Source organism: Nostoc sp. CHAB 5715 (assembly GCF_020829685.1).
Classification (GTDB): Bacteria; Cyanobacteriota; Cyanobacteriia; order Cyanobacteriales; family Nostocaceae; genus Nostoc.
Genome location: NZ_JAIVFR010000055.1, coordinates 1 through 13,930, shown reverse-complemented (window position 1 = coordinate 13,930; position 13,930 = coordinate 1). Strand labels below are relative to the sequence as shown.

Here is a 13,930-nt window from a genome sequence, read left to right as displayed (position 1 = left end):
GTCCCGATGGTCAAACCCTAGTTAGCGGTGGTGATGATGATACTATCAAGATTTGGCGACGGGGATAATAGATAATTTATGATTTATACCGTTGAGGATGACGTGGAAGAAAGTAGTCAAAATATTCTTAAAAGTAATGCGTAAGAAAAATGCATAATCAGGTCAATTTGCTATCCAACAATAGCTAACAACGAAGCACACAATGTCAATCGCTTCATATTAAAGTATTCTCCTGGAATAAAAGTTTTGTCTTGCTCACGAGTGAGGAATACCCTTAAACGAGCGCCCATATTTAAATTACCTCGATAGATTTATTCTCCGTATTTATTTATTTATCTTTATATAGTTTGGTTTTTTCGTATTCACCTACTTATTTAACGCTCTTTTATTACTCTGAAAAAATAAAATATTTGTAGGTTGGGTTGAACAAAGTGAAACCCAACAAAATCGAGGATTCTTGGTGTTGCGTTTCGTTCCTTAACCCAACGTTGTATCTTAGTAAGCCAAGTTGCTACTTATCAAAAGTGCCTTTTATTAAGTACAAAACTTAAATTTTTGGTATTTAGCAGTACTTAAAACTTAGATTTTTGTATCACAATAATACCGTTTAGGGACACTAACTAGCAACTTATGTTAGTAGTAACAGTGGAGGCTTTTTTTCAGACCTCCTCTAAGTGTTAACACAGGCTTTGTTGCATGAATACCTCAAACCCTTGCACAGCAATTATCGTCAATTAGATAATCTTCTTGAGAAAGGCTTATGTAGCAAGACTTTGCGACGAGAAATCGGACTAATTATGCAACAAAGCCGTTAACACATTTACTTTAAATCGTCAAATTCACGGTAATATCGTAATTCCCTGTATCACCCAAATATCCCGCTACATTAAAGTAGTAGTAGCCAGATAATGGTGCAATGTAGGTCAATGAACTGTTAAGTCCGCTACCACTATTGTTATCAAAGCCTACTTGTGTGTAGTACTGATTAAAGAGTGTTATGGTCGTGTCCACATCATCAGCGTAGGAGCCTCTACCAGAGGTGTTAATGGAAATTGTATTTCCCCTTTGAGCATAGAAGTAGTGGTAGTCGTTGTCTCCAGAAGCAATATAGTTCCCATAAGATGCATAGAAAGCAAATCCAGGGTCTGGTAAACCCTGTAGGAATCCTAAGCCTACACCTGTGAAAGTGGCAGTGCCAAAACCGTCGTTGGGTTCAACTTCCATATTTACTCCTGTTTAATAGAACGAGTTGGTTAAAGCTCTTGCAAATTTCAATTTTTGCATCTAGCTATACTACTTAACTATCTTTTTTCTATACAAAAAGTGTAATAAACTTCTCAATTATTAACAAATTCGGTGGGTTGTAAGTTGTCTGGTTCAAAAATCACGCAAGTATGTTATAGGAATCGTATTTGATTTTTGAAATTATTTACGTAGGCGGGGAGTGGGTAGAGACGCGATTAATCGCGTCTGTACGGAGTAGGGAATAAGGACAGGACTTACGCAACTGGCACAGGCGCTCGCGTCGAAAGAGCTAGACCAAAAACATGGGAAGGACAGGACGTTTCAATTGTTGAATGAGATAATTTGAGAGTAATCCGTACTTTAATTGATAAATAGTTTGACCTGTTTTATACGCTAAGTCTTTAAGCCTAAGCCAGACCAACATGCAAGCGCCGATATGATTTCTCTGGATACGAGCTTTGCGACACTGGCAAGATTCAATGCCAGTTAATTGTTTTAATTCTCTGTGAAACTCTTCAATTTTCCAACGAATATTACACACCTGTTGTACAATATCCGTAGAATCTTGAGTGAAATCATTGGTGACTATGAATTCCGTTTTGTCGGTAGAGACAATTACCCGGAACAGTTTCACTTTTTTATGCTTGTAAAAACTTTTTATCTTAATAATCTTACCTTTGTCAAGTTCTGTTTGACTCCAATGTAGAGCTTCAATGGCTTGGTAATTTTTTTGACCTGCTGTATCGTCTACCAGACGATTTTTCTTTAAAGGGCAATAATAATACTTACCCAAATTATCAATATATTGCATCACTTTTGTGGTCGCATACCAACTGTCCATCAAAACTGTGCTGAAAGGCAACATCTTATGATAGACAAGAGCTTGAAGCATCTCAATTACATGGTCTAATTTACTTTTCCCGTCTCCATCAGGGTCATAAATACGGTAATCAATTACCCAAAATTGACCAGTTTCTGAATTGACATAAACACAATTAATTAATCCTATCCCCCGCAATACACGGTGTTCGTTTCCACTATATTGTCTTCGGACTAATTCAATTTCCTCACTATACCTTTTATCTAAAACTGTGTCATCAAAAATGATATAAGCTTGAGCGTTAATTGGAATTATCTCTTTAACATTATCCCAAAGTAATCGAGGAGTTAACTTTTCTTTCCTCAAATAACTGTTAATCTTATCATGACTAATAGTTTCTAAATGGTCGGCTAAATTTGTCAAAGTATAATTAATTTGACTGCTAATTAAGTATTGGCAGTAGTCAAGTTTAGTAAATTTCATAATTTTAATTAATCATTTGACTCATTTAATCACACCGGTGCCTGCTCAAGTGATGATCGTTGTTAGAAACACCCAAAGTTATTTTCTCCTATTGTAGGATCTCGAACACTCCATTACGGGCGAGCGATCGCCTGCGCTTGATACACCCCATTCATTTCCTCCCCAACCTCACACAGAAACCACTACGCTACTGAAGCGCCACCGTTTCATACCCCTTCCCATTCGCTTTGGTTGTGACAGTTGCGTAAGTCCTGAGTTTAAACTTGACGCACTACTAGTTAAAAAAATTGACTTTGACAAAGAGTTTTAGCCTTAACCCAAGTGTATTGGCTTATATATATCCTTAGAACTGGGATTAAGGTATGGACGCTGCAAGTCGATTGTATGGTGTGCAAAGTGTTTGTCAATCGTCCTCATCCGTTCTTCCATCGCATTTTTACCTTTTTGCCAAGCTTCAAATAAAGCATTAGGTAATCGCTGATTAGCAAGGATTTTAACCTCTGTTTTTCAAAATGCTACTCATTTGCTACTTAAAAGCACCATCTTTAGTTGCATTTGTAGCGATCGCTGCTTGCGATCGCGCTACTCAAATGCTACTCATTGGGATGACGGGCAGACCTTGCCCACAACTCTTCTTCTGCTGTTCGTGATGGGGACCACCCATCGCTAGCATAGGCCGTATAGGCTAAAAGAAATATAAAAGGAATCCCCAAAGTTACCAAAACTAAACCCCATAAAATTCCACTTCAGCAACACTGCAATACGCTCCATCTACCGCATAATAACGAATATATCTATAAGTCGCGGTGATCTGAACACTTCCTTCATACCAAACACCTGTATTAGGCGTGGCAGGAAAAGTAAATAAGTCAACATACCCTGTTGTTTCGCTGCTGTTAGAGCCTTGTATCCTTGCCCCCCCTGAGCGTGTGTGAACGCCGGAGTCTTGTCTTGGATACACACGAATTTTTGCAAGTTTTTTAGTGTTTGTGGCTCCTAAATCAAGCCCACAATATCCGCCACTAGGATAAGCGTAGTCATAGAAAATTGATATGTTTCCGTCAAAGGCTTTGTCAAATTCGTGCCCCACATAGTAAGAAGGTGAAGCCCCAAAAGGCGTACCAACTAACTTGATTTCAGTTCCTCCACTACTTCCGCCACTGCTACCGCCACTAGATAAACCTGCAAGTAAATTAGCTTTAGTAATTTTATAGGGTATTCCCTCATTATCAATCATCAACAGATAATCGCTAGCATCTGCTGTAGTTTTTACTAAATTTGGAATAGCTGAAGGAACCTGAATTCTTATTTGCTTTCTAAATAGTCCCATAGTTCCAAAAAAGACGTGTTAATTTTCTTTGTCAGCGTTTCGATTGCGGATTAGATACGCTTTAATTTCTCTGATTTCATTATTTTGCTGCACCATTTGATTCTCTATATCTTTGAAGCCATAAGTGATATTTTTAGAGATTTCTTCTTGATTCCTAACAAGGTGATTAAAATCTCGTTTATCGTTGAGTTCTTTTTCAGCTAATGCTACAGCTTTTTGAATGATTTCCTGACGTTTTTTGAACCACCAAGCAACCCAACCAGATGTTGCCCCAATAAAAGCTAGTAAAAAGCTCAATATACCAACATCAAATTTCATGCTTTTGATTTTTACTCCCTAAGCCAAGGTGTCAATTTTACTTTTAATTTTAACCAGATTACTTTCTAGTTTAAAAATCAAATTACTGGCGAATATTTCCAAATTAGAATTCACAATAAATATTCTATTGCAGAAATTATGGGATGTCCTGTGTCATCAAAGCTAACTAATATTGGCAAACTGATAGTACCAGAAACTAGCTTTTCATCTCCAGCATAACTGGATGAAATATTGTTTACCAATTGTGGGTTACTAGCGTTCGCGTTCTCCTTTATTTGTAGATAAGTTATTACTTCTAGAAAATATTGCGAAAGGGTAGTTGATTTAAAAGTCCCACCCGAACCAGGTGTAAAAGTTATTCCCTGAAGGTAATCGCTCGCATTTGTAAGAATTTGCCCACTACTACCAATTGATTGATCAGCAGGAATTGAGAAGCTGATTCCTGTAACCATGTCGTTAAGATTGTAGGTAACTTGAATAAAGTCTTTCCCAGTAGAATTACTGGCTAAGTTTTTCTCTTGAATTTGCAAATAAGTACTAATCTCTAGTAAATGTCCTTCAGCTGTTCCTGACTTAAAAGTTGCGCCTGTTCCTACTGTTATAGCTACCATTTTGGTAATGACAAGTGTAAAAGACTAAATAGAGAATATGCATACCCTAAGGGTAATACCAAATACAAGCTACTTGTAAAATCAACAAACTACTAGTTATTGTGAACATAGATTAATATTTGGATAAAACTATGCCACGTCGTAGACGACGGTTTTCGGATTTAGAAAGACAATTCCGGGAGAGTGGGGGAACAGCTGCCCCAGGTAGTCGGCTAGCAGGTTACATTGATTTCAAAAAAGGAATCAATAAAATTGAAGTTACAAAAAAATTAACAACAGCTGAACGCAAACGCTATGGATTTGCGATTATACCTTTTGGTACAACCCCTGAAGATAGTACTCCAACCAGGTATGCAGCTCCCATTACTGCTTACTCAAACGCCGGGAGAGCCAGCTTAAACTTAACAGATGCCAAGGTAGGATATGAACCTATTACTGGTGGCACCGAGCAATCTGAAAATTTTTATCCAGCGGTTTTAAGAGTATTTAAGAAAACTTCGGATACAAAAACTACGCCAATTTCAGGAGTAACGAAGAAAGAATATACTCGGACTGCTGGCGTTACTTATTCGATTCCTTTTGGACGGACAGTAACAGCAGTCAAAGACGCAAAAACTGATGCAACAGAATCAGTCCTTGATAAAGTGGATGCGGAAGACGTCCGTAAAAGTTTATCAGTTTTTCTAAAAACTCAACCAGGCGTTGCTTCTATTTCCTATGAACCAGAAGTATTTAAGGTTGGCAAGCCGGATCTAGCTTCTCCTCCTGCATAAAATGTTACCAATTATTGACCCTAAAGTATACAAAGAAATGGGTAAATGTTTTTATTTACTTATTCCTGTTTGTAATAATGATGCCGAATTTGAAGCATTAATGTCTGATGCAGAAAAAGTGTCTGAAGCTACAAAAAAAATGCTGGATGGGTCAATAGACATTGAAGATTTATTAGAAACAGTAGAGCCTTCTATTCTCTCGATGGACGACTATATTGAAGAAATTGAAAAGAATTTAGAAGAAGCTTTAATTAAAGTTTACAAATATTAGATATGCCCCAAGTTACGGATAGCTTAGGCACTTGGGATAATTTAGGGATAATTACCTTAACCACAGACTGGCAGATATTCCCAGTCACTAGCGTTGATGCTAAAAAATTACGATTTACTTATCTTTATGATTTAGCAGAATGGGAAGACTCGGAAAAGTATAAGTCTTATGCAATTGCTCGATTTTATTATCCTAGTGTAAACAATACAGTCTCTCCATCATTTAGACTTTATCCTAAGCCTCAGCAAGAAATTAGGCATTATCCTGAAAATAGTGGATTATTAGATGTCGGGGCTAAAAAAATTATTTATTCCCGAAAACAATATATAAATATTGAAAGTATAATAGTGAGACTTCAAGTTGAGTCTCTACTATGAGCGGCGAAAATATTATTTTATCTGGCACTGAAGAAAGTTTAAAGCCTATCATTACTTTACTAATAGGGATTCGCCAGTTAATAGAAAATAGAGATATTGGCGATATTGTAGCAATGCCCTTACAAGAAAGAGTTTTGGCAGAACCCCAAATAGTTAAGGTAACAATTTTTTTTCATCCTAATAAAGAGCCTCCCTTTACTTTTCCGCAAGGGGGAAAGCAATTAAGACCATATTGCAACATCCCAGATATTGATGTTAGAAAGCTCAGTTGGAAAAATATAAAAGAAGTCGCAGGGGGTGCAAATGGCTACAATTGGGGAAGGTTTCTGGCTACTGCTAATCTGTCTAACCGCCGTCAAATGCAGATATATGCTGGGAGCGAGAAAGAAGCAGAAGAGAGGATAACAGATTTGGTTAGCCTGTCAAAAGCTAAAATTCTAACTTTATCTGTAACTGAAGAAAAAAAGACTGGGCGACGGGCTACCAACAAACTACTATACAAAGAGACAACGCGAGTTTACCCAATCTATTTTACAGTAATAAACAATGAGAAGATACTTGTAGAAGCCGAACGCGAGGTACGGACAAAGGGTGTAAAGGGGCAGTTAGCTGGTGATTTTAAACGCAAAACAACTAAAAAAATTCCTTTATGGGTAACACAGGAGCCACCCAACACTAAAGCTTTAATTAAAGAAGCTTTAAGAGTGCGTGGAAGTGCCAAGGATGATAATGATTAAGTAAAACTGATGCTAACATCAGTTGAGCGTCCGAGAACAGATTGCCTCATTAACGCTTGAGCCGCTAACTGACTATCTAAGTTACTAGCAACAATGTAACCAGATTCTAAGCAGCTATCAGCGAAACCTTCCAAAGCTTCTTCTAAAAATTGTCTTTTTCCTTTATCAGGTATCGCCTCAATTCGTTTTTCAATAATGTCTTGATGGATGGTGAAGCTGGAATTGTTAGAATCTCCCCACTTCTTAAAATTTTCTTCTCCAATAATTGACTTGACCATTTTTGCGAAACCGTTGTCAGGATTCTTTTTTAAAAATCTTCGGCTAGATTTAAACCTATTGGCGAGTTCAGCGTTGATCATCGTCTGAAAGGCGGTTCTAGCAATCACATTCACCTGTCCCAAGATTTCGCTCCTGGCATCATCATCTAAATCCCGCATAATCGCGGCGCCGACCGCTGGATTGAAGGCAAAGGAAATAGCACCGGGAATCGCACCACAAACTAGATACCCCATGCTTTCCCCGACTACATTTCCCAAGAGTCCATAGAATCCTTCAATCTTTTGAGCTAATAACTGATCCAATTGCTCATCCGTTTGGTTGATATCAAAATTCAATACGAAGTTACTAGTACTCGCAACAATTGAAACTAGCTGAGTCAGCGAAAACGCTGCCATCCCCGCGCCAATAAAACTTGCTGATAAAGCACCAACAGTTCCTAAACTGGCTAATCCTGCTAAAGCAACTCCTGCACCAACAATAACTGCTCCTCCGACCGCAGCGGCTAGAGAACCTAAAGTGAAATTTTTAATAAAAGTTACAGCTTTGCCAAAAGTTGATTGTTTCTGAGATACAGTCAGCCGTTGTTCAATATCGGATGCCGTATCAGCAGTTCTCGCTAAAAAACCAAAACCTGGGTTGAAGATTTCCAAAAGACTAATGGAAGCTTTCCGACCGAAAGAGAGGGCTTTGTCAAGTTCTATAGGAAGTGGCATAACTAAAGTAATTTATCTGGGTTTTTCGGATCTAAAATTAAAGCTCGTTCAATCTTAATTCTTTTATCTGTTAAATCGCCACCATTGGCAATTAGCTCCATCCTTTCTAAATATTTGTCAAAAGGCTTAAATTTATCGTTTCTGATTTTTTTTCCTTTACTTAGACTTGTTTCCTCCTCTTGTAATTTTTCTAATTTTTTACCTAATTTGCCACCTATAGGCTTTTTGCCTGCTAAAACATCAGATATTTCAATAGTTTGATTAACTTGTTTAGTTAACTTAGACAAAGTTTTACCGTTATCTTTTTTCATTATTTATCTGTCCTTTGAAAATAAATCGCTCTTAACATGGAAGCTAGTTGGAGTAAATCTAATAGTTGGTCATGAAGTGAATTGTTCCCGTTCCAGTCTTCATAAACAATTTTTATTTCTCCCGGTTTTAAAAAGTTCTTGTGGTTTTCAGTTTTAGAAGTTGCTATAGGTATCCCTTCTTTATTAGTGCTTAGCTTTGGCAGAGAAATACTAGAAGGAATTGTAGTCGTTTTTGTCTCGGTGGGATAATCCAAATAATCTTGGATATCTTGGGCAATTGCAGTTCCTTTAGTTGCAACAGCCCGCGTCGCCACAATTTCGGCTGCAATCTTAAAGATTAGTTCTGTTTGAGTATTATTCTGTCTTGCCATTTGTGAAGCCAGGAGTACCAATTCCTTAAGTGCCTCTGCAACATTGGGAAGCACAACTGAAGATTGCTTTTTATCCTCGGTTTCAAACTGAATTACTTGGTGGAATTCGCCTAACACGGCTGAATCTTGTTCAGACATCCAAGCAATTAACTCCGTAACAGAATTAATTTTTCGTTTCTTTTTACCATCTATGAATTTGAAAACTTTAGCAAATACTCCCTCTTGAAAAGGCGTTATCATCGTATCGGGTACAGTCATCGGATAGTTGTCTATTCCCAGCAATCTGTTAACAATTTCTACTCGTTGAATTGCCAGCTTTAAGTATTGATTTAAGCTTTGCGGGGTTTTATCTGCTTTTTGAGTTCCTTTTCTTTCCAAATTTTCATCAAAAATAGTCACCTTCTCAGGTTTTCCTATTCTTTTGAGAATCAACTTTAAAAGAGTATCATCAATTTTGGGGCAACAACTCATACAATCACATTCTTTTGGTGGCGGAGGAGGTGGTGGAAATATATCATATGTATCTTCACAAAATGCTTGAATTAAATACCGCTTTTCAGTTATATCCGTTTGCGTCCATGTTGCTATATAAGTGGTCGGACTTGTTGGATCATCTTCAACCACTATTGCATATGAATTATATGGGGTCTCTAGACTAGCACTAGTTGTATTGGAAGTTACATCTGTTATAATCCTTTCTGTCCTAAACCCTACAGTACGGATAATTCCCGCTTGACTGGTTGCATTTGCGACGACTACATCTCGTGAAAAACTTGCATACAGTAAGGCGCTGGCGCTGAAATTACCGAAGCGATCGCCATAGATAGCAACTCTTATCATGTTGCTCGGAGACTCAAGGCGATCATCACTCCTGACCTGATATTCGTAAAAACGCTCGGAATAATCAGTGCCTACGTCAGTGCTTTGCCCGTATTGGGCGCTATAAGTTTTTTTTACCAATACCTTAATATTGGCTACAACCAAGTTTGTTTCTTGTAGCTCTTTAGGAAACCTAACCGAAATAATGGAAACGTTTATTTTATCCGACACCCACACGCCGCCAACGTCAATGTAAGAAACACTCCTACCGTCTGAATATTCCAGCGCCGTTTCACTGCAAATCAAAAACAATGTCCTATCGCCACATATTTCATCAGGAATAATAGGCAGCTCATCATATTCTATTAGTTTCAATGGCTCTGGCGGTGGTGGCGTGTATGGCGGGATACTGCAATCTGGATTACGATAAACAATCTGAAATGGAGGCAATTTGATAAACGCAAATGTTCCACTAAGTTGAACACCAAAATTACAATCATCCTGCACGATATCAATATTAAGTGAGACAGGATTTTCTAAATCAATAGGATTACCGCCACACCAAGGACTGTCAGGATATCTATCACAATCTGTAGGGTCAGCTGGAGTGTCAGGTGTGGCGTAAAAATCCCCACCAATAGGTACTAAAGATTCCTGGGGTTCTTCTGGTTCATAAGTCGTAAAAGGTTCACCTGGTTTCTTTCCTTTACGAGGTGGTTTATGTGTTAGTGGTTTGTTTGAAAGCATCTACAAAAACTCCCTAATGTCTATTGCAGTACTTCCATTTTCTACAATTCCGTAATAAGCGCCTGTGTATAGTGGGTTTGGAGCTTCATAATAATCTCCCGGCTCCATTTTTACCGAATAACTTGTAACTGAAACACCACTAACAGAATCTATAAAAATATTTTTATTGCTTGAATTAAAGAAAGTAATTCCTTTTCTGTTAGGGTTACTATTTACTATTGTTGCTGCAATTGTAGTGATATTATTGGCTATTTTAACAGAAGTATCAATTAATTTTTCAATAGTAATAATACGCTTTAGGTCAGCATAGGCTGTCAGTTTGTCTTGTCCTTTTACACTATTCTGTAGCAGTCCATAACCCACATTTCTTATCTGTAATCCAATCATTGAATTATTACCTAGTGCATGGCTTCCTAGTGAATATTCTCTGTATGGATAAGGGTCGCTATTTAATAATGAATAAGCTGCTATTCTTTGCCAATTAAGTGTACCGTCGATTTGACACATCACATCAAGCTGAATTCTTGCGGATTTCCACTCAAGATTAATGGCTGTCAATAGTTGCTTGCTTTCAGTATCCTCTAACTCGAATACTGGAAATTCAACCGGAGGAAGTGAATATATCCAAGCGACTGCTTTTAAATTTTCAATTTCTAAGTATTCATCCACCAATCTGTACCCCGCTTTGGCATAGGGGATATAATTAAAAATTGGTATTACACTCTGTCCTGAGTTGGGGTCAAGCGTTACACACAATTTTTGTTTCATTACGAAAATTTCAAGTACCATTTACACGGATTACCTAAAGACTTGAATAAATCCGTTGTATGGCTTAATCAAATTTCTGTAAATGTTCTACTTTTATATAAATGCGGAAGTGATTTTACCTACTGGAAGTCTTGCTATACCAAAGATGCGGGAATAGTCCTGTTGTAAATATTGAGAGGGTAACAGCTACGAAGCACGCCATCAGGTAAAACAAGAACTTGAACCAGAAATCTGTTTACTGTGAAACCGCAGATATACTTAATTATTTAATTGTTAATTTTTATCAAGATTTTAGCAAGCAGATATTCTATGAGCAAAAGGCGATCGCTTCTACAGGACAGGTACACCAATCGCCTTTTATGGAACAGTTTTCAATAGCTAGTAAAGAAGTTAATCCCTGCCGAAAATGCATTAGTTAATTTGGACAAAAGTTTTTGGATTTCTTGATCGGACTTGTCTTGTTTGGCGTTGGCTTCTTGGTCGATTAGCCTTGGTTCAGGATGCAAGGCGACCACATCCTCTAGAAAAACATAATCAGGTACCACATTTGAAACAAGCATAATTTCGCTCATGTTGGGGAATTTCACTATATTTCTAACTTTGCTAAAAAATAGCCACAGCAATATTACTGACACCGAGCGCGTCCGGGTCAAGCTTCTTGCGCTCACGCAGTTCTTATCGAGCGATCGCATTTTTCATGCCTTTGTGATACATTGACCTGAACTACCCCACGGATAAATCCGGGGGGTAGTTCAGGTCAATACAGCAGAAATAATCCTCAAGGCGATTGAGCGCTACATCGAATACAAACGTCAAAACTACCACCCTAACCAGAACTCCAAGCAACTTGACACCAACACCCGCACCTGGGATGAGCTACGGAAATTCCAAAAGCTGGTGCAGGAGAATCCAGCCGCGTTAAACATCGATGCCTGCGGCGGCAACTTGTCGATCAGACTCTGCTGAATTATAATGTCAGACTTTTGCCAGTTGATGGGGAAAGTAAGCTCTTGCAAGTCGTTTTTTGCGATCGTCGCACCTCAACCAGATACCATCGGCTCTAATGGTGGTGATGGTAGCAAAGGTTTCTTGATACTTGCCCTCCAGAATTACTACTTTGTCACCAACACTTAAATCACTCCTGGGGGATTGTTCACTGCATCGCAAGTCTGTAAAGGGTAGTCCGATCCGTCCTCGTTGGGGAACTTGGCAGCTGACCTCGGATAAAGTGTCAAAAATTTGGAATACCTTTACCTCTCGTTTCTGTGACAGACTCCAGTAGCTAGCTTTCTCCTTAATTAGAGGCAGGATGGGTAATTCCTGTTCTGTGGCTTGTAGTATATGACTGCTGTCATCAAGGCGATCGCTATCGCATTGGATCACCTCGTGATCACCTTGCGATCGCCTTGATGGATCACCTTCGTTACAATTTGCAACGCTTACAGAGCAATCATCTTGAGAATTGTGAAGAGAGGTGATCATCTGATCATCGTTTTGGCGCGGTTTTTCTTCAATCTCCAATTCTGGTTTTTTTGCGATTTCAGGCACACTTAGATGATCACCTTGCTTTACATTCTCTAAAGAATGTTGCTGTGTATCCGTTTGAGTTGCTTTACAAAGGTGATCATAAGAAGGTGATCCAAGGTGATCATCAGGTGATCCATCGTTTTTATACATCTCGGATGACTCGCTGATTACTTCGGACTGACAAGCACTTGAGTCATTTTCAGAGGTGATCCTCGGAGATGGTGTTACTGTTGCAGTTTGTAAAGGTTTTTCTGTACTACAATTTTCGGGTTCTCGCGCGATGTAATACAGCTTCGCTGTGCCGCTAGCCGTTTTCTCGTCAAGGTTTACCATTCCGTCTCTGGCCAGCTGGTATAAACATCGCCGAGCATTGCCGGGTGTAGCGTTGATCTCGTGGGCTACCTCTTCGGACTCAAATTTAACGTTGGCGTGTTCTTGTAAGAATTTAACGATCTGGTCTTTAGTAGACGTATCTGGGGAGCCTAACTCAAGACCTACTTCCTCTAACAGAGAGAAGCTAAAGTCCTCTTCGTTGAAAAATAGGCGATAGCTTGCGGGGAAGCGGCGCGATCGCGATTTTTCAATGGTGAGAATTTTCTCTTGGGGGTTGGCGTTAGGGTTGGTGTCTTTCTCCAATTTGATGACTTCGGAGACGGCGTTTCTAACGGCTGTCGTCCCCCTGGCTTGTCCGTTTTTGTTGGTGTGGTGAACGATGACGACGGTTATCCCTGTTTCTGCCGCGAACCTGTTTAGCTCCAGGACGGGGCGGGAATATTCTGTCCTGTTCTCGTCATAAAGCGAGTGGCGATTAACGAAGGTCAGCGAGTCAATCATTATGATGGCGGGTTTAAATTCAGCAGCGTCTTCGTACAAAATCGGCATCGCGTCTGTATTCCAACCAAAACGAACTGCTGTCCTTTTGCGAACTTCTGTTCCTGGCTTGAAACCACGCTTATTTAAAGCCTGAAGCATATCGTTCTTTGACTCATCGCCCTGGTAAATAAGAACGCGGCGACCGTCGGCGGTGGCAGGAAAGCCATTCCAGTTTTTGCCGGAGGCTATGCAGTGGAGTAAATCGTAAAGCCACTTGGTTTTGCCAACCCCGCCATCAGCAATTACTAGTGCGGTGGTTGCTTGGGCGATTATTCCGCCCAAAAGCCATTTTCTGCCTTCTGTACCTACTTCCTCTTCAAGCTCATCTAAGGTTTTGCGTGGCTCAACTGTGGCACACAGAGATTTTATGTAAATATCCTCAAGTGCTTTGATACCTCCTTTTATTTCAGGGTGTTCATTCGCTAGTAGGTTGAGATTGTATAGCTTTAGACTAGGATTAGATGTTTTGAGGTAAATATCCTCCAATTCTTTTATTAGTTTATTGTGCCGCCAGAGAATATTTTCTTCTTTTGTTGGGGCTACTGGTGCTGAGATTA

At 39.1% G+C, this 13,930-nt stretch carries 16 protein-coding genes; 5 read left to right on the top strand and 11 right to left on the bottom strand.

Translation table 11 applies throughout. From position 1 onward, the window contains the following. Positions 1-825 precede the first annotated feature (825 nt). Positions 826-1,224 carry a hypothetical protein gene (locus LC574_RS05115; RefSeq protein WP_229451801.1) on the bottom strand — a complete coding sequence of 133 codons (399 nt, stop codon included), beginning with the start codon at positions 1,222-1,224 and terminating at the stop codon, positions 826-828. Between the two features lie 310 nt (positions 1,225-1,534). Next, positions 1,535-2,548: a transposase gene (locus LC574_RS05110; protein WP_229451800.1), complete on the bottom strand. Its 1,014-nt coding sequence runs from the start codon at positions 2,546-2,548 to the stop codon at positions 1,535-1,537. A 512-nt stretch (positions 2,549-3,060) separates the two neighbouring features. Here LC574_RS05110 and LC574_RS05105 point away from each other — a divergent pair. Continuing rightward, positions 3,061-3,198, top strand: coding sequence for a hypothetical protein (locus LC574_RS05105; RefSeq protein WP_229451799.1), 138 nt, complete (start codon positions 3,061-3,063; stop codon positions 3,196-3,198). Between the two features lie 74 nt (positions 3,199-3,272). Here LC574_RS05105 and LC574_RS05100 read toward each other — a convergent pair whose 3' ends face one another. The 3 genes from LC574_RS05100 to LC574_RS05090 form a co-directional block, all read right to left on the bottom strand. Next, positions 3,273-3,878 carry a hypothetical protein gene (locus LC574_RS05100; protein WP_229451798.1) on the bottom strand — a complete coding sequence of 202 codons (606 nt, stop codon included), beginning with the start codon at positions 3,876-3,878 and terminating at the stop codon, positions 3,273-3,275. A gap of 18 nt (positions 3,879-3,896) precedes the next feature. After that, positions 3,897-4,196 carry a hypothetical protein gene (locus tag LC574_RS05095; protein ID WP_229451797.1) on the bottom strand — a complete coding sequence of 100 codons (300 nt, stop codon included), beginning with the start codon at positions 4,194-4,196 and terminating at the stop codon, positions 3,897-3,899. Positions 4,197-4,306: 110 nt separating this feature from the next. After that, positions 4,307-4,807, bottom strand: coding sequence for a hypothetical protein (locus LC574_RS05090; RefSeq protein ID WP_229451796.1), 501 nt, complete (start codon positions 4,805-4,807; stop codon positions 4,307-4,309). Between the two features lie 131 nt (positions 4,808-4,938). On the opposite strand from LC574_RS05090, the gene LC574_RS05085 reads away from it, so the two are divergent. Genes LC574_RS05085 through LC574_RS05070 form a run of 4 tightly spaced genes read left to right on the top strand, consistent with a single transcriptional unit; the run spans position 4,939 to position 6,965 of the window. Next, positions 4,939-5,580: a hypothetical protein gene (locus tag LC574_RS05085; RefSeq protein ID WP_229451795.1), complete on the top strand. Its 642-nt coding sequence runs from the start codon at positions 4,939-4,941 to the stop codon at positions 5,578-5,580. 1 nt (position 5,581) lies between these two features. Next, complete coding sequence (locus LC574_RS05080) at positions 5,582-5,851, top strand: hypothetical protein (RefSeq protein ID WP_229451794.1); 270 nt, start codon at positions 5,582-5,584, stop codon at positions 5,849-5,851. 2 nt (positions 5,852-5,853) lie between these two features. After that, positions 5,854-6,228 carry a hypothetical protein gene (locus LC574_RS05075; protein ID WP_229451793.1) on the top strand — a complete coding sequence of 125 codons (375 nt, stop codon included), beginning with the start codon at positions 5,854-5,856 and terminating at the stop codon, positions 6,226-6,228. Further along, positions 6,225-6,965: a hypothetical protein gene (locus LC574_RS05070; RefSeq protein WP_229451792.1), complete on the top strand. Its 741-nt coding sequence runs from the start codon at positions 6,225-6,227 to the stop codon at positions 6,963-6,965. The genes LC574_RS05075 and LC574_RS05070 overlap by 4 nt, the downstream gene beginning before the upstream one ends. On the opposite strand, the gene LC574_RS05065 is transcribed toward LC574_RS05070, so the two are convergent. The 6 genes from LC574_RS05065 to LC574_RS05040 form a co-directional block, all read right to left on the bottom strand. Beyond that, positions 6,962-7,957 carry a hypothetical protein gene (locus LC574_RS05065; protein WP_229451791.1) on the bottom strand — a complete coding sequence of 332 codons (996 nt, stop codon included), beginning with the start codon at positions 7,955-7,957 and terminating at the stop codon, positions 6,962-6,964. The genes LC574_RS05070 and LC574_RS05065 overlap by 4 nt on opposite strands. Positions 7,958-7,959: 2 nt before the next feature. Beyond that, positions 7,960-8,268, bottom strand: coding sequence for a hypothetical protein (locus LC574_RS05060; protein ID WP_229451790.1), 309 nt, complete (start codon positions 8,266-8,268; stop codon positions 7,960-7,962). Further along, positions 8,268-10,205, bottom strand: a complete 1,938-nt coding sequence (locus LC574_RS05055; protein ID WP_229451789.1) for a hypothetical protein — start codon at positions 10,203-10,205, stop codon at positions 8,268-8,270. Before LC574_RS05055 ends, LC574_RS05060 begins: the two co-directional genes overlap by 1 nt. Next, a complete protein-coding gene (locus tag LC574_RS05050) occupies positions 10,206-10,973 on the bottom strand; it encodes a hypothetical protein (RefSeq protein ID WP_229451788.1) in 768 nt (255 codons plus the stop codon). It abuts the gene before it with no gap. A gap of 371 nt (positions 10,974-11,344) precedes the next feature. Beyond that, positions 11,345-11,533, bottom strand: a complete 189-nt coding sequence (locus LC574_RS05045) for a hypothetical protein (RefSeq protein ID WP_229451787.1) — start codon at positions 11,531-11,533, stop codon at positions 11,345-11,347. A gap of 415 nt (positions 11,534-11,948) precedes the next feature. After that, the coding region (locus LC574_RS05040; protein ID WP_229451786.1) for an AAA family ATPase at positions 11,949-13,930 on the bottom strand (1,982 nt) is incomplete at its 5' end.